At 60.8% G+C, this 14,370-nt stretch carries 15 protein-coding genes; 9 read left to right on the plus strand and 6 right to left on the minus strand.

Translation table 11 applies throughout. The features are described 5' to 3' along the window. Nucleotides 1–12: 12 nt before the first annotated feature. Nucleotides 13–669 carry a hypothetical protein gene (locus tag FDY95_RS09530; RefSeq protein WP_171025610.1) on the minus strand — a complete coding sequence of 219 codons (657 nt, stop codon included), beginning with the start codon at nucleotides 667–669 and terminating at the stop codon, nucleotides 13–15. A gap of 467 nt (nucleotides 670–1,136) precedes the next feature. After that, nucleotides 1,137–1,670 (minus strand): hypothetical protein, encoded by a 534-nt coding sequence (locus FDY95_RS09535; RefSeq protein ID WP_138077123.1) that lies wholly within the window; start codon nucleotides 1,668–1,670, stop codon nucleotides 1,137–1,139. A 242-nt stretch (nucleotides 1,671–1,912) separates the two neighbouring features. On the opposite strand from FDY95_RS09535, the gene FDY95_RS09540 reads away from it, so the two are divergent. The 4 genes from FDY95_RS09540 to FDY95_RS09555 all read left to right on the plus strand — a co-directional run bounded on the left by FDY95_RS09540 (nucleotide 1,913) and on the right by FDY95_RS09555 (nucleotide 4,303). Beyond that, on the plus strand, nucleotides 1,913–2,143 hold the full coding sequence (locus FDY95_RS09540; protein ID WP_212744880.1) for a DUF433 domain-containing protein: 231 nt from the start codon (nucleotides 1,913–1,915) through the stop codon (nucleotides 2,141–2,143). Beyond that, on the plus strand, nucleotides 2,140–2,475 hold the full coding sequence (locus FDY95_RS09545) for a DUF5615 family PIN-like protein (RefSeq protein ID WP_138077125.1): 336 nt from the start codon (nucleotides 2,140–2,142) through the stop codon (nucleotides 2,473–2,475). Before FDY95_RS09540 ends, FDY95_RS09545 begins: the two co-directional genes overlap by 4 nt. Nucleotides 2,476–2,769: 294 nt before the next feature. Next, nucleotides 2,770–3,600 carry an alpha/beta fold hydrolase gene (locus tag FDY95_RS09550; RefSeq protein ID WP_138077127.1) on the plus strand — a complete coding sequence of 277 codons (831 nt, stop codon included), beginning with the start codon at nucleotides 2,770–2,772 and terminating at the stop codon, nucleotides 3,598–3,600. 463 nt (nucleotides 3,601–4,063) lie between these two features. Then, on the plus strand, nucleotides 4,064–4,303 hold the full coding sequence (locus tag FDY95_RS09555) for a hypothetical protein (RefSeq protein WP_138077129.1): 240 nt from the start codon (nucleotides 4,064–4,066) through the stop codon (nucleotides 4,301–4,303). Between the two features lie 111 nt (nucleotides 4,304–4,414). On the opposite strand, the gene FDY95_RS09560 is transcribed toward FDY95_RS09555, so the two are convergent. Both FDY95_RS09560 and mfd read right to left on the minus strand, forming a co-directional pair. Beyond that, nucleotides 4,415–5,419 carry a hypothetical protein gene (locus FDY95_RS09560; protein ID WP_138077130.1) on the minus strand — a complete coding sequence of 335 codons (1,005 nt, stop codon included), beginning with the start codon at nucleotides 5,417–5,419 and terminating at the stop codon, nucleotides 4,415–4,417. Between the two features lie 123 nt (nucleotides 5,420–5,542). Further along, nucleotides 5,543–9,049, minus strand: a complete 3,507-nt coding sequence (gene mfd / locus FDY95_RS09565) for a transcription-repair coupling factor (protein ID WP_138077132.1) — start codon at nucleotides 9,047–9,049, stop codon at nucleotides 5,543–5,545. Nucleotides 9,050–9,197: 148 nt separating this feature from the next. Between mfd and FDY95_RS09570 the strand changes: the two genes are divergently transcribed. Further along, nucleotides 9,198–10,025, plus strand: coding sequence for a metal-dependent hydrolase (locus tag FDY95_RS09570; RefSeq protein ID WP_138077134.1), 828 nt, complete (start codon nucleotides 9,198–9,200; stop codon nucleotides 10,023–10,025). A 407-nt stretch (nucleotides 10,026–10,432) separates the two neighbouring features. Further along, entirely contained in the window at nucleotides 10,433–11,413 is a 981-nt protein-coding gene (locus FDY95_RS09575; RefSeq protein ID WP_138077136.1) for an NYN domain-containing protein, read from the plus strand. A 102-nt stretch (nucleotides 11,414–11,515) separates the two neighbouring features. Here the strand turns inward: FDY95_RS09575 and FDY95_RS09580 are convergent, their stop codons facing one another. Continuing rightward, nucleotides 11,516–12,004, minus strand: coding sequence for a PaaI family thioesterase (locus FDY95_RS09580; RefSeq protein ID WP_138077138.1), 489 nt, complete (start codon nucleotides 12,002–12,004; stop codon nucleotides 11,516–11,518). A gap of 68 nt (nucleotides 12,005–12,072) precedes the next feature. Between FDY95_RS09580 and FDY95_RS09585 the strand changes: the two genes are divergently transcribed. Further along, nucleotides 12,073–12,396, plus strand: a complete 324-nt coding sequence (locus tag FDY95_RS09585; protein ID WP_138077140.1) for a DUF962 domain-containing protein — start codon at nucleotides 12,073–12,075, stop codon at nucleotides 12,394–12,396. 6 nt (nucleotides 12,397–12,402) lie between these two features. On the opposite strand, the gene FDY95_RS09590 is transcribed toward FDY95_RS09585, so the two are convergent. Beyond that, nucleotides 12,403–12,846, minus strand: coding sequence for a GNAT family N-acetyltransferase (locus tag FDY95_RS09590; protein WP_138077142.1), 444 nt, complete (start codon nucleotides 12,844–12,846; stop codon nucleotides 12,403–12,405). 111 nt (nucleotides 12,847–12,957) lie between these two features. Here FDY95_RS09590 and FDY95_RS09595 point away from each other — a divergent pair, with 111 nt between their 5' ends. Together FDY95_RS09595 and FDY95_RS09600 are read left to right on the plus strand one after the other, a co-directional pair. Beyond that, a complete protein-coding gene (locus FDY95_RS09595; protein ID WP_138077144.1) occupies nucleotides 12,958–13,455 on the plus strand; it encodes a YajQ family cyclic di-GMP-binding protein in 498 nt (165 codons plus the stop codon). Nucleotides 13,456–13,571: 116 nt separating this feature from the next. Continuing rightward, complete coding sequence (locus FDY95_RS09600; protein ID WP_246073975.1) at nucleotides 13,572–14,339, plus strand: TerC family protein; 768 nt, start codon at nucleotides 13,572–13,574, stop codon at nucleotides 14,337–14,339. Nucleotides 14,340–14,370 lie beyond the last annotated feature (31 nt).

Raw genomic sequence — 14,370 nt, forward strand, 5'->3', positions numbered from 1 at the left:
TTGGGGCTGGGGTTAGGCGGTGGGTTTGGGGGCTTTTTCTTTGCGGGCGGCGGTGTTGATGGTTTGGCGGGCCGACTGGTAGGCGGTGTGGAACTGGGGCTGGCTGCGCTGGTAGCGGACCATGAACTTGTCGACGCGGTTACGGAGCAGGGCAAAGGCTTCGCGCAGGTCGGCGGCGAGGGACTGGGTGTGGGCTTTGCCGGTGGCGGCGGCTACGCGCGGGGCGGCTTGTTCCGCCTGAAACGATTTGAGGGCGGCGGCCAGCTCGTCCAGCTCGGCGGTGGTGACGCCCTGGTCTTTGAGCTGGGGGAGCAGGTCGGTGGCGCGCTGGTGCAGGTGCTTAGCGATGCGCAGCAGGTCGTTTTCGGTGGCGCGGCTGAGCTGGCTTTCGGAGTAGTCGCTGTCGGTTTGCAGGTTGAGGTCGTCGGTGTCGTCGGCGTGGGCGTAGAGGGCGGCGGCGACTTCGGCGGTGCGCTGGGCCAGCAGCAGCTTGGTGGCCTTCTTGACGGCACCGGGCTTGGCCGCGCGGGCGGCGCCCTGCTGGTTGTCGGCGGTGGGGTCGAGGTCGGCTACCAGGTCCTGGAGTCGCTGGCGGGCCTTGGCGAAGGCGGCGTTGGCCTGGTAGAGGTCGGCGTGCTGATCGAGCACGGCCAGGGTGGCTTGCATCATTTGCAGTTTCGCCCGTTGCTTGTCATTCATAGTGATGATGATTGGTGGGTTGGTTAGGAGAAATATAGGAGAATGGCCGCCTGCTGCTATTCGGCGGCGCCGGAAATTTCTGCAGTGGCTGCTGCCGGGCTTGTACTGACTGCTGCCGACCTTGTAACGGCCGCTGCCAAGCGTGTAATGCCATCTGCCATGCTTGTAATGGTGTCTGCCGACCTTGTAATGGTATCTGCCATGCTTGCAACGGCATCTGCCGACCTTGTGACGGCTGCTGACGTGTTTGTAATGGCATCTGCCGACCTTGTAATGGGTAGTGGCGGGCGTGTTGCTGGCTCTGCCGGGCTTGTACTGGGCGCCTCACCCCCCGGCCCCCTCTCCGAAGAGTAGAGGGGGAATGGTTTGTAGCTGGCGGCGCGAGGTAGTAAGCAGCAGGTACGGCAGACCGGCCCCAGTGAACGGCTGCCAGGGCCTTACCAGCCGGCCAGGGCGTTGCGCAGGCGGCGGTGAAACCCGGCCAGCTGGGTCGGGTAGTGCGGGAGCTGCGCTTCCAGCTGGTCGGACGTGCTGGCGTCGAACACGACTTCGGCAATTTCAAACTCCGAGAGGCGGTAGGCCAGGCCGGCTGGGGTAGCAGTCAGCTGCACCGCATACCGAAGGCGCCAGGTCACCTCTTCCCGGGTCGGCACACCACCGCTGCTGGGGCCGGGCTGGTAGCCGGTGGAATCGAGGTAGGCATGGTTGGGCAGCCCGGCGAAGGTGGCCTCGGCCGGCCGGCGGGCCCGGGCGCCGGGGGAGACGGTAAGCTTGCGCAGAAACCAGCGCCGCACCAGGGTCTGCTGCTGCTGGAGCGTGGGGGTAGGCGTGGGCCAGGGGATGGTGCCCACGAACTCGACCCGGCCGGTTTCGGGGTTGCGGGGCCAGTCGGGCGCCGTTTGGGCGAAGCTCCGGCCCGGGGAGGCTAGCAGCAGGCAGCACAGGAGCAGCAAGAACGGACGGGCGGGCATAGCGGATGAGTGGCTTAGGGTGGACCTCACCCCCCGGCCCCCTCTCCTTAGGGAGAGGGGGGGCGTTCTGGCGGTGAGGCGGGCTGCAAGGTATCAGCGGCATCATTCCCATCACTGCCATCAGTGGTCCGGGCGGGCTGCTGGGGAGGCGGGGGCAGCGGCGGTAGCTGGGTGGGGGCACTGGCGGGGGAGCGAAACCGCTGAATTTGCCGTACTTTGAGTTCAGTACTCATCCCGGCACTATGGTCTACTTGACTTACCAGCACTACATCTCCATCGACCCCGAAATCCGTTTCGGGCGGCCGTGCCTGACGGGCACGCGCATCGCGGTGGCCGACGTGCTGGGCTGGCTGGGCGGTGGGCAGTCGGTGGAGGAAATCATCGAGGACTTCCCCGAACTGAGCCGGGAGCAAATCCAGGCCTGCCTGCTCTACGCCGCCGACCGGGAACGGCACCTGCGTATCGCCGGATGAAGCTGCTCCTGGACGAAAACATTTTCTACCGGGTGGTGGCGCTGATTGCCGCCGCTTTCCCCGGCTCGGAGCAGGTGCGCCGCCTGGGCCTGCTCGGCCGCCAGGACCGCTTGATCTGGGACTACGCCCGCCAACACGATTTCGTCATCGTCACCCACGACGATGATTTCGCGGAGCTGAGCGCCCTGCGCGGTGCCCCGCCCAAAGTATTGCTGCTGCGCACCGGCAACCAGCCCACCGCCGCGCTGGCGGCGCTGCTGCTGCGGCATCAGGCTACTATTGAAGCGGAGCTGGCCCCGGCGACGGAAACGTATTGTTTGACGCTGCACTAGGCGCCTCACCCCCCGGCTCCCTCTCCGAAAAGGAGTGGGGGAGTGGTTAGTATCTGGCGTCAGCGGGGGGGCGGGCTGCGCGGTATCAGCGGCATCCGTTGTTGCAGCCGTTCCTATCGGTGGTCCGGGATGGGGCAGGCTGCCGGGGAGGCGTTTGGGGTAGCCGAAGCTGGGCCGGTGAGAGGCTGCCGCCGGCCTGAGTTACGGCTATGGGCGCAGGCGCTGCGTACTACCCCGGCAGGGGCGGCCGGCCCGGTGGGAATGGCCTGCCCAATCACCCCTACACCTACGCTCATGGAACTGCACCACATCCGACGCGGCCACGGCCAGCCACTCCTGCTCATTCACGGCATCGGCGGCAGCTGGCGCTCCTGGAATCCGATCCTCGACGCGCTGGCCGCCCGCCGCGAAGTCATTGCCCTGGACCTGCCCGGCCACGGCCAATCGCCCGCCTTGCCCGGCGAAAACTCGTTTTACAGCCTCACCGACGCGGTGGAAGCCTGGCTGCGGGCCGAGGGGCTGACGGGCGTGGCCTGCGTGGGCTCGTCGATGGGGGCGCGCATGGTGCTGGAGCTGGCCCGGCGCGGGGCGGTGGGCGCCACGGTGGCGCTGGACCCCGGCGGCTTCTGGCAGGGCTGGCAGGTACCGGCGTTCTACTACTCGGTAGCAGGATCGGTGCGGCTGCTGCGTGCCGCCGAACCGCTGCTGCCGGCCCTCACCGGCAACGCCCTCACGCGCACGCTGCTGCTGGCGCAGTTTTCGGCCCGGCCCTGGCGCCTGCCAGCCCAGGTGGCCCTGACGGAGCTGCGCAGCTTCGTGCACACGCCGGTGTTCGATGAGCTGCTGCGCCACCTGGCCTACGGTCCTCGGCAGGAGGGCGCCCCGCGCGGTAGCCTGCGGGCCCCGCTGGTCATCGGCTGGGGCCGGCAGGACCGGGTGTGCTTTCCCAGCCAGGCCCGCCGCGCCACGGCCGCCTTCCCCGATGCCGCGCTGTACTGGTTTGACCGCTGCGGCCACTTCCCGCACTGGGACCAGCCCGCCGAAACCGTGGCGCTGATTCTGGCCGCGACGAAGCCGCTGGCAGTGGACGCGGCGGTGGCCCCCGGAACGTCGGCGGCTCAGTAGTAACAGGGCTGAATAGCACGACGCCCGGCTTCCGCTGATGGGAAGCCGGGCGTCGGCGGGTAGGTAGCATCGGGGCGAAGCGGATAGGCCGGGCGCCTCACCCTCCCGGCCCCCTACCTCGCTTGATGCGCGACGTGAAAAGGAGAGGGGAGTAGTTAGTATCTGGCGTCAGCGGGGGGCGGGCTGCCTGCTATTCGTTCCATCCGTTCTCTCATCCGTTTCCATCTGTGGTCCGGGTATGGGGCGGGCTGCTGGGGAGGCGGGGGCAGCTTAGGGTAGCACAGTTTCATTATGAAAAAGATAACCCTGCCAAAATGAAATGACTAAGCAATATTTATATGCCACTATATAAAGCAAAAACTGCGTTTAAACTCAGTGAAGGCGTATTTTGTAAGTGTCAGGTGTTGTTGGCACCATAATGATATGTGTATTCAGGATTTTCATTCACAAAACCCCTACCGTCATGGCTTGGAAAAGCGAGGACAATAAAAAGTACATAGGCAAAATTGACCGAGTTTTCGTGTCATTGACCGAGTACTATGAAGTGGACTACTTCATCAATCATTTTTTGACTACCAACAAGTACGAGGTCAGTCATTCTAACCGGAACATCATTGCACGCCACCTTGATGCCTATCCAGGTAAAGCTCCTGTTAAGCGGGACGATCTTGACGCATGGGTTAAAAAACAGATTGGTAAGTAGATTACTAAAAACAGTAAAGCCTCGTTCTTGTCGAGGCTTTACTGTTTTTAGTACCGGTCTGGATATAACTGATGATGTTCTGATTCGTATTTTATTTTAAATGAATCATAGCTAAATATTGTATATACGTCCGATATAAAGTTGACTATGAATACTGATATTGTTATGCTGCAAGCGAAGCATATTAACTCTTTTGAAAAAAGATTTATATTGAAGAGTACCGTTGCAAGAGGAATAAGTATGCCAAAATATGCTTATAATTATCAGGTCTTTAACTAATGGTAGAATTATTTTGGGCGATAAATTATAAATGATTTCATTCATATCTAAAATCATTTTCTGAATATACTGCTCGTAGTCGGATGCTACGCTCATCAAGAATTGAGATATTTTATCTTCCTCAAGCACTACATCGTTGGCGAAAACAGGTGTCAGTTTTTTCATTTGATCTTTCCAATAACTTGAGTGTAAATAGTAGCTGTTGTTTGTCCTTTGTCTGATATTAGTATGGTTCTTGTCTAGCCAATACCATATATAGTTGCAGCATTCGTGTAGATATTCGATTTTCTCTAAAGAAAACATGTATTCTTTGTGTGGTAAAAATATTGTATTGAATGCACCGCCTCTATGGGAAAAGTCTCTAATTGCTCCGTAAAGCTCAAATGCGTAGTAATCAGATCCTGTAGTCCTACCCTCCTTGATGTCCTTTGTGGTTTCCTCATCATCTTCATACGATTTTCTATAGTCTAAGTAACTTTTGATCCTAATATACTTCTTCTCTAAGAAGTGGACGTTTTGAAAAACATCTAAGTATCTCAAGGAGTGGGTGAAAGACTGGAATGCTGCTATTTTTCTGCAATCTGCTCTATATTGACTTATTTTTTCTTGTCTCTTTAGTGTTGTTTCAGATAATTTAAGTGTAATTATTGCAAACATTAGTGCTGTAAATATTCCGCTTATTGTAATTAGTTGAAAGAATATATCTTTTATATCGGAAGTGAATGGATTGTCTAATTTTAGTATGATTAATATTGAATATAATGTAGATATTAGTGTAAATAAGGTAAGTGTTCTTATTTTTTTGTTGTAAAAAACGAGTTTAAGAATTGTTTTCATTATGGGGGGATTTTAGTTTAAAGAGTTGTACTGGTTGACTGGTAGATATGCCGCCCCCCCAGAGCCTCCTTCACCAGAAGGCCCCAGTGGGGCGGCGTCCGTTTCCGCAGCTGCTAGCGCAGCTTACCCCTCGTCCTCGTCATCCGTCACCCTAGCGGCCAGCACGGGTTCGGGGGCGTCGATGGTCAGGTCGGTGAGGAGCTGGCGGGCGGGCAGCACGCCGGGCACGTCGGTGATGGTGACGATGAGCTGCTCCTTGCGCTCCTTCATACTGGCGCGGCGGGGGTGGGTTTGGACGTAGTTCAGGATCTGGCCGAACTGCTCGCCCTGGAAGTAGGGCTCGTGGCCTTCGCCCGCGTCGAGGTAGCCCTTGAGGGTGTCCTTCTTGAGCGAGACTTTGCTGAAGCCCACCCGGCAGGCCTGCCAGCGCAGGCGCACGATGTCGGCCAACTGCTCCACCTCGGGCGGGAGGGGGCCGAAGCGGTCCGTCATGCTGGCAAGCAGGCGGCGCAGCTCCTCGGGCTCCCAGGCGCGGTCCAGCTTGCTGTAGAGCTGCAGGCGCTCCGAGACGCTGCCCACGTAGGTATCGGGAATGAGGATTTGCAGGTCGGTTTCCACGTTGCACTCCCGGGGGCGGGCAAAGTCGGCGGCGTCCTTGAGGCGGCCGGTGGTGTCGCCCAGGAACAGGTCGCGGAACTCGGTTTCCTTGAGCTCCTGCACGGCTTCGTCGAGGATCTGGTGGTAGGTTTCGTAGCCCAGGTCGTTGATGAAGCCCGACTGCTCGCCGCCGAGCAGGTTGCCGGCGCCGCGGATGTCCAGGTCGCGCATGGCCACGTTGAAGCCCGCCCCGAGGTCCGAAAACTCTTCCAGGGTGCTCAGGCGCTTGCGGGCGTCGGCGGGCAACCCCGCCACGGGCGGGGTGAGCAGGTAGCAGTAGGCTTTCTTGTTGGAGCGGCCCACGCGCCCGCGCATCTGGTGCAGGTCGGAGAGGCCGTGCATGTGGGCGCGGTTGATGATGATGGTGTTGGCGTTGGGAATGTCCAGGCCCGACTCGATGAGGTTGGTCGACACCAGCACGTCGTAGTCGTGCTCCACGAACTGCATCATGCGCTTTTCGAGCACGTCGCCCTCCAGCTGCCCGTGGATGCTGGTGATGCGGGCGTCGGGCACCAGGCGCTGAATCATGGCGGCCTGCTCGGTGAGGTCCTTCACGCGGTTGTGCACGTAGAACACCTGCCCGCCGCGCTTCAATTCGCGGGCAATGGCGTCGCGCACCAGGTGCTCGTCGAACACGGCCAGCTCCGTCTGCACCGGCTGGCGGTTGGGCGGCGGCGTGCTGATAACCGACAGGTCGCGGGCGCCCATCAGGGAGAAGTGCAGGGTGCGCGGAATGGGCGTGGCGGTGAGCGTGAGCGTGTCCACGTTCACCTTCAGCTCCTTGAGCTTGTCCTTGGTCTTGACGCCGAACTTCTGCTCTTCGTCGATGATGAGCAAACCCAGCTCCTTGAACTTGATGTCCTTGTTGGTGAGCCGGTGCGTGCCGATGAGGATGTCGGTCTTGCCCTCGGCCACTTTTTCCAGCGTGGCCTTGGCCTGCTTGGTGGTCTTGAAGCGGTTGATGTAGTCGACGGTGACGGGCAGCTCGCCCAGCCGGTCGCGGAAGGTCTTGAAGTGCTGCATGGCCAGGATGGTGGTGGGCACCAGCACGGCCACCTGCTTGCCGTCGGCCACGGCCTTGAAGGCGGCGCGGATGGCCACTTCCGTCTTGCCGAAGCCCACGTCGCCGCACACCAGGCGGTCCATCGGGTGGGGCAGCTCCATGTCGTGCTTCACGTCCTCGGTGGCCTTGGCCTGGTCGGGCGTGTCCTCGTAGATAAAGCTGGATTCCAGCTCGGCCTGCATGAAGGAGTCCTTGGCGAAGGCGTGGCCGGGCGCGGTTTTGCGCTTGGCGTAAAGGCGGATGAGGTCGGCGGCAATGTCCTTGACCTTCTTCTTGACCGCCTTTTTCTTGTTTTCCCACTCCGGGGAGCCAAGCTTCGACATAGTAGGCGGCGTGCCCTCCGCGCCCGAGTACTTGGCAATCTTGTGCAGGGCGTGAATGCTCACGGTCAGCACGTCGTCGTCGCGGTACACCAGGCGGATGGCTTCCTGCTGGTGCCCGTTGATTTCCACCTGCGTGAGGCCCGCGAAGCGGGCAATGCCGTGGTCCTGGTGCACCACGTAGTCGCCGGGCTGCAGGGTGCGCAGCTCCTTGAGGGTAAGGGCCTTTTTCTTGCTGAACTTGCGCTTTTCCTGGGCCCGGTAGTACCGCTCGAAAATCTGGTGGTCGGTGTACACCAGCAGCTTCCGCTCCTCGTCGATGTAGCCCTCGCGCAGCCCCAGGGCCAGGTGCTGAAAGCGGATTTCGCGGCCCAGCTCGTCGAAGATGGTGCGCAGCCGGTCGAGCTGCCGCATCGATTCAGCGGTGAGGATGGTGGTGAAGTCGCGTTGCTGGTTGTCGAGCAGGTTCTTGGTCAGGCGGCCGAAGTCCTTGTTGAACGAGGGCTGGGGCTTGGCGGTGAACTGCACTTGCTCGGCTTCTTTGTAGTAGAACCGCTTGCCGAATTCCAGCACCGGAAACCGCTCCAGGTGTTTCTTGAGCGCCTTGGTCGTCTCAAACAGCTCCTCCGGCTTCGACACGATTTTGACGCCGTGGCCTTCTTCCAGCACGGTCTTGAAGTTCTGCTCGGCCTTGTCGAACTGCTCGCCCACCACGTCGAGCAGCTGCCGCACGTCCTTGGTCCAGATGGCGGTATTGGCCGGCAAAAACTCCAGGAACCCCTCGCGCCGCTCGGTCAGCAGCTTGGTCTGCACGTTCGGCACGATGCTGATCTGCTCCTGCCGCTCCACCGACAGCTGCGACTCGGGGTTGAACGTGCGAATCGAGTCGATTTCGTCGCCGAACAGCTCGATGCGGTAGGGCAGCTCGTTGGCGTAGCTGAACACGTCGACAATGCCGCCGCGGATGGCGTACTGCCCGGCCTCGTACACGAAGTCAGTGCGCTCGAAGTCGTACTCGGCCAGCAGCTCACCCAGGAAGTTCACGTCCAGCCGGTCCCCGACTTTGGTCGAAAACGTGTTCTGCACTAGGCTCTGCCGGTTGATTACCTTTTCCGACAGCGCCTCCGGATACGTCACGATAAGGGCGCCCTTGGGCAGCGGCTCCCCGTCCTGCTTGGCCTTGGCTTTGGTTTTCTCGTCGGCCGTCTTGCCCTTCTCGCCCGATTTGCCGCTTAGCCGGTTCAGCACTTCGGCGCGCATGAGTACGTTGGCGTTTTCCGTCTCGTCGAAGGAATAGGAGCGTTTGTAGGAGCTGGGGAAAGTTAGCACTTCCTCCCGCTCGCCCACGAGGTGCTGCAGGTCGGAGGCGAAGTAGGCGGCTTCTTCCCGGTCGTGCAGGATGAACAGCAGGTGCTCGTCGGGCCGCTCCAGGTGCAGGGTAGCGGCCACCACCGCGTCCTGGCTGCCGACGAGGCCGCGCAGGTGGAAGCGTTGGCCGGCGCCGCCTTCCGTCCCGGGCTTGAGGTTCAGCGCGAGGGTCTGGATGTCGGTGTCGAGGCTGTAGAGGCGGAGGAATTCGGAGGTCTGCACGGGGTATCGGCTGGGAGAGGGGGCAAAGGTAGAAGCCCGGCCGGATGGTATTCCGGTCGGGCACGCTGCTACCAATACCGTGGCGGGGAGCTTAAAGTTTCCCCGGGGCGGCCAGCAACTAATCGGGCGAATATTCGGGGGCGTCCGCATGGAAAATCCCGGAGTTGGTCGGAAAAACTGGCGCGGGCGGGCGGCGTGGTTTACCTTCGTCACGTCGTTTTTTCTGATTCTAGTGCGCGGTTCCTCTCACTTAGCTATTGGCCTGATTACCGGGGTTGGCATTGCCGCCGTTACCTCCGATGTGCGCTTTTCCCTGCCCGGCATTGCCCTGGCCGGCTTTTCCTCCCTCGCCCCCGACCTCGACCACCCCAATTCCCGCCTGAGCAAGCGCATGGGCTTTCTGCAGAGCTACGTGCGCTGGGCCTTCGCCATGATGGCGGTGATGCTGGCCATTTTCGCCTACCTGAACCTGCCGCCCGGCCCCAACCAGCGCGTGGCCTACACCGCCGCGCTGGCCACGTTTCTGATCGGCATGGCCATGCAAAACCAGGCGGTGCGCAAGCTGGCGCTGCTCTTCACCGGGGCGGCCTCGGTGCTGATCGGGCTCTACGAGCAGATGCTCTGGCTGAGCCTGCTCGGCGCCTTCGTGACGGCCGCCCCGTACACCTCGCACCGCTCGTACACCCACACCATCTGGGCCGCCGCATTCTGGACCTACATCGGCCACTTAGCGAACAAAGACCTGGGCTGGCACGGCGTAGCGGTGTATGCCGGCGCGGGCTACATGTCGCACCTGCTGGCCGACACGCTTACCAAGTCCGGGGTGCGCTATTTTCTCCCGTTGTCGGACAAAGCCCTGAAAGTCCCGCTGATTTCAACCGGCTCGACGGCCGGCAACCTGCTGGAGCTGGGTATCTGCGCCGCCTATGGGCTGGTCGTGGCGCTGCTCTGGTGGCAACGGTACAATTTGAGTTAAACTGGATTTTTTCCAAAAATGGGAATAACTCCGTCACAACCACCACTAATCATATAGGCTTCAACAAATATTAACTGAAAGTGGTTAGGTATCGGCTGGGATTTGTAACATTGCAGCTTCAGACCAAACCATGAGAAGGGCCGCAACATTGGCCGCTACTGCTGCTACCGGGTGGCAGGCCACTGCTGCAACCTCACCCCTGAGTAGGGCGTCAGTAGCTGCAAGGAACAGAAAACAGCTATTGTTTTTAGAACTATTTTAGGGTAAATTATGGTATTGTTCTGAGTCTTCTTGCACCCCTTACTCCATCCAAACTTCACTATGTCTTTGTACCTTTGGCAACTTCCGGCTACCGGGCCCGAAGCCACCGCACCCTTCTCTTACCCTCTTGCACACCTCTCGCAATCATGAGTCACATCAATAGCCCGCTGATCCGGATAGGCGTCTTCTATGACGGCAACTATTTCCTCAAGATCAGTGATTACTACTACTTCCAGCATGACCGCAAAGCCCGCATCAGCCTGGAAGGCCTGCACGAGTTCATTCGGCACCAAGTAGCCGAAGACGAAGACGCCGACGTGCGTCTGTGCCAGATCACGGAACCCCACTTCTTCCGCGGCCGCCTCTCGGCCACTGAAGCCCGCGACAAGGACCGCCTGTTCCACGACCGGCTGCTCGACGATATTCTGATGAATATGTCGATTCAGACGCACTATATGCCCCTGAAGACGCGCGACGGCCGCCTGCAGGAAAAAGGCGTGGACGTGTGGCTGGCCCTCGAAGCGCTGGAGCTGTCGATGACCAAGCACCTCGATGTGGTAGTGCTCATCGCCGGTGACTCCGACTACGTGCCGCTGATCAAGAAGCTCAACACCATCGGCACCCGCGTGATGCTGCTGAGCTGGGACTTCAAGTACACCGACTTCAAAGGCGAAAACCGCGTCACGCGCCCCTCGCAGCTGCTGCTCGAAACGGTGAACTACGCCGTGGCCATGAACGAGGTCATCGACAGCAACCGCGGCGGCGACCTGGTGGACAACCTGTTCGTGAACCAGCCGGAGCCCTCGCCCTACCCCAACGTGGCCACGCCGAAGCCCTACGTGCCCTCGGCGGCCGGTCCGGAAGGTTCCATCGGCATCAGCACCATCAAGAACCTGAAGAACGGCTACGGCTTCGTGGTGATGCCGCCCAACAACCTGTTCTTCTCCTACGCCGACATGTCGGACGGCCAGGACTTCAACGAGCTGCACGAAGGTGACTGGGTTGAATTCACCGTCGGCCGCAACCACCGCAACGAAGACTGCGCCCGCAACGTGCGCAAAGTGGAGGCACCCGCCGAAGGCGAGTACCAGCACGAGCCCGAAGGGGCCGAGTCGGAAAGCCTCTAGACTACCCGCATACCCCATACTTCGGCCCGGAGCCTTCCGCCGCCGGACCGGTCCGTTTCCGCCGCAGGAAACGGCCGCGTCCGGCGGCGGTGCGTTTGGGGGCTATTCGTCGGCGGGCTTCTCCAGGCCGAGCTGCCCGGCCACGGCCTGCACGAACTCGCGCTTGGTGGCCGGGTAGCGGTTGAAGGTGCCCAGGCCGCGGGCCACCACCACGTCCCGGGCCGGGCACTCGATGCGGCCACCCACCACCACAAGGCTTTTGCCGTGGTGCTCCACCTCGGCGTGGGCCACGAGGGCGTCGTGCAGGTGCACGGGGTGCAGGAAGTTGAGCTTGAACTCGACGGTGGACACGAACTCCTGGTCGAGAAAGGCCTGCGTGAGGGCCGCCGCGCCGAGTGCGGCATCCATCAGCCCGGCAATGATGCCGCCGTGGGCGGTGCCGGGTGAGGAAAGGTGCTGCTCCTGCACCGTCATGGCGTAGCTGACGCGGCCCGGGGCGTGCACGGTGAGCTGCATGCCGTTGGCGCGGCCGTAGGCATTGATCTGGTCGTAGAGGGCCACCAGGGTGGCAACATCGGGCAGGGCGGCCATAGGGCAACGAGGAGCTTGGGAATGGCCGAAAAGTTAGGTTTCTTTCCTCAGACCCTACGCCTGAGCCCATGGAACCTGCCCCACTGCCCGCCCGCCCCACGTTTGCCGATTTCTACCCCTACTACCTGCGGGAGCACCGCCGCCCGGGCACCCGCGTGCTGCACTTCGTGGGCACCTCACTGTTTCTGGCCAGCGTGGTCGGGGCCGTGGCCACCCGGCGGCCGGCCCTGCTGCCGGCGGGCATCGTGGCGGCCTACGGCTTTGCCTGGCTGGGGCACCTCCTGGTGGAGCACAACCGGCCGGCTACGTTCCGGCATCCGCTGCTCTCCCTGCGCGGCGACTTCCGCCTGTACTGGGACTTGCTGCGCGGACGGGAGAAGTTCCGGGCTTAGCTGCTCCTACAACTCCTTGCGCATCAGAAAGTGCGGAATGGAGCCGAAAAGCGTATGTGACGGCGCCACCACGGCGTAGCCCAGCCGCTGGTAGAAGCCCACGGCCGCTTCGCGGGCGTGCAGCACGATTTCCGCGAGGCCCTGCTGGCGGGCGGCGGCTTCGAGGTATTCCAGCAGCTGCCGGCCCACCTGGTGGCCCTGCCAGGCGGGGCTGATGGCCATGTAGCGCACCTGGCCCTGGCCAGGGGCGCTGGGGTGCAGGCGGGCCACGCCGGCCACCGTGCCGTCGGGGGCGCGCCAGAGCACGTGGGTGGTGGTGGGCGCGTCGTCGTCGTCGGCGCGCTCCGAGCCCAGGGGCTGCTGCCAGGGCTGGCGCAGCACCTGGTAGCGCAATTGGTAGTAGGCGGCCCAGTCGGCGGGGGAGTGGGGTGTATCGAGGGAGGCGGTCATGCGTAGAAGGCCGGAGGCGCGGCGGACGAAAGTTGTGCTTCGGTCCAAATTAGCCAACTTTGGCGCCCTGAACGGCCCCGCGCCGCGCAATATCCATCCCACCTTTCGACCATGGCCTCCTTCGACATCGTCAGCAAAATCGACCCGCAAACCCTGGAAAACGCCGTCAACAACGCCAAAAAAGAGCTGCTGACGCGCTACGACTTCCGCGACACCAAGGGCGGTATCGAGCTGGACAAAGCCAACAACGTCATTACCGTGTCGTCGGAAAACTCTATGAAGGTGAAGTCCCTGGAGGACATTCTGATGACCCGCCTGGTAAAGCAGAATATCGACCCGACCAGCCTGGATTTTTCGGCCGAGGAAGAGCCCAGCGGGGCGCTGATCAAGAAAAAGCTGAAGGTGCGCGCCGGTATCGACAAGGACCTGAGCCGCAAGATTCAGAAGCTCATCAAGGATTCGAAGCTGAAAGTGGAAGCCCAGATTCAGGGCGAGCAGCTGCGTGTGACGGCCAAGAAAATCGACGAGCTGCAGGCCGTCATTGCCTTGCTGCGCCAGAACGCGGCCACCATCGGCCAGCCGCTGCAGTTCGTGAACATGAAAAGCTAAGCGCAGCTTAGCAATTATGAATGCTGAATTATGAATTATGAATTACTCGGATGGGCCATTGGCTGAATGCCAGCCCAATTCAGAATTCAGCATTCATAATTCATAATTAAAAAACTGTGTTCGACTTTTCCGTCTTTTCCTCCCCGCAGGCGTGGGTGAGCCTGCTGACCCTCACGTTCATGGAAATCGTGCTGGGCATCGACAACATCATTTTCATTTCCATCGTCGTCAACCGGCTCGACCCGGCGCAGCAGCAGCGCGGCCGCACCATCGGCCTACTGCTGGCGCTGCTGATCCGTATCGGGCTGTTGATGAGCATTTCGTGGATTGTGGGGCTGAAAAACCCGCTGTTCCACGTGGATGTGCCCTGGGCCGAGCACGATTTCGGCGTGACCGGGCGCGACATCATTCTCTTCATCGGCGGCCTGTTTCTGATTGGTAAGAGCACGACCGAAATCCACACCAAGCTGCAGGGCGAGGAAGAGGCCGACGGCCCGGGCAAGAGCTACAGCTCGATGGGGCGCATTATCATCCAGATCGTACTCATCGACATCGTGTTCAGCTTCGACTCCATCCTGACGGCCGTGGGCCTGGTCGACAACGTGCTGATTATGATTCTGGCCGTTATCCTTTCGATGGCCGTCATGCTGGTTTTCTCGGGCGTAGTGGCCGGTTTCGTCAACCGCAACCCGACCATCAAGATGCTGGCCCTGTCCTTCCTGATTATGATCGGGGTGATGCTGGTGATGGAATCCTTCCACAAGGAAATCGAGAAAGGCTACATCTACTTCGCCATGTTCTTCTCGCTGCTGGTGGAGCTGCTCAACATGCGCCTGCGCAAGCAAGCCGACCCGGTGCACCTGCGCGACTCGCGGTTTGATTAGGGAACGGACAGCCGCTTTGGCCTAATGAGAA

The organism is Hymenobacter jeollabukensis, from assembly GCF_005771675.1.
In the GTDB taxonomy this organism is placed as follows: Bacteria; Bacteroidota; Bacteroidia; order Cytophagales; family Hymenobacteraceae; genus Solirubrum; species Solirubrum jeollabukense.

What these genes read in the sequence shown, in the direction of transcription:
- FDY95_RS09530 (WP_171025610.1), bottom strand. Translation starts at nt 669, where the DNA reads ATGATGCAAGCCACCCTGGCCGTGCTCGATCAGCACGCCGACCTCTAC.
- FDY95_RS09535 (WP_138077123.1), bottom strand. Translation starts at nt 1,670, where the DNA reads ATGCCCGCCCGTCCGTTCTTGCTGCTCCTGTGCTGCCTGCTGCTAGCC.
- FDY95_RS09540 (WP_212744880.1), top strand. Translation starts at nt 1,913, where the DNA reads ATGGTCTACTTGACTTACCAGCACTACATCTCCATCGACCCCGAAATC.
- FDY95_RS09545 (WP_138077125.1), top strand. Translation starts at nt 2,140, where the DNA reads ATGAAGCTGCTCCTGGACGAAAACATTTTCTACCGGGTGGTGGCGCTG.
- FDY95_RS09550 (WP_138077127.1), top strand. Translation starts at nt 2,770, where the DNA reads ATGGAACTGCACCACATCCGACGCGGCCACGGCCAGCCACTCCTGCTC.
- FDY95_RS09555 (WP_138077129.1), top strand. Translation starts at nt 4,064, where the DNA reads ATGGCTTGGAAAAGCGAGGACAATAAAAAGTACATAGGCAAAATTGAC.
- FDY95_RS09560 (WP_138077130.1), bottom strand. Translation starts at nt 5,419, where the DNA reads ATGAAAACAATTCTTAAACTCGTTTTTTACAACAAAAAAATAAGAACA.
- FDY95_RS09570 (WP_138077134.1), top strand. Translation starts at nt 9,198, where the DNA reads ATGGAAAATCCCGGAGTTGGTCGGAAAAACTGGCGCGGGCGGGCGGCG.
- FDY95_RS09575 (WP_138077136.1), top strand. Translation starts at nt 10,433, where the DNA reads ATGAGTCACATCAATAGCCCGCTGATCCGGATAGGCGTCTTCTATGAC.
- FDY95_RS09580 (WP_138077138.1), bottom strand. Translation starts at nt 12,004, where the DNA reads ATGGCCGCCCTGCCCGATGTTGCCACCCTGGTGGCCCTCTACGACCAG.
- FDY95_RS09585 (WP_138077140.1), top strand. Translation starts at nt 12,073, where the DNA reads ATGGAACCTGCCCCACTGCCCGCCCGCCCCACGTTTGCCGATTTCTAC.
- FDY95_RS09590 (WP_138077142.1), bottom strand. Translation starts at nt 12,846, where the DNA reads ATGACCGCCTCCCTCGATACACCCCACTCCCCCGCCGACTGGGCCGCC.
- FDY95_RS09595 (WP_138077144.1), top strand. Translation starts at nt 12,958, where the DNA reads ATGGCCTCCTTCGACATCGTCAGCAAAATCGACCCGCAAACCCTGGAA.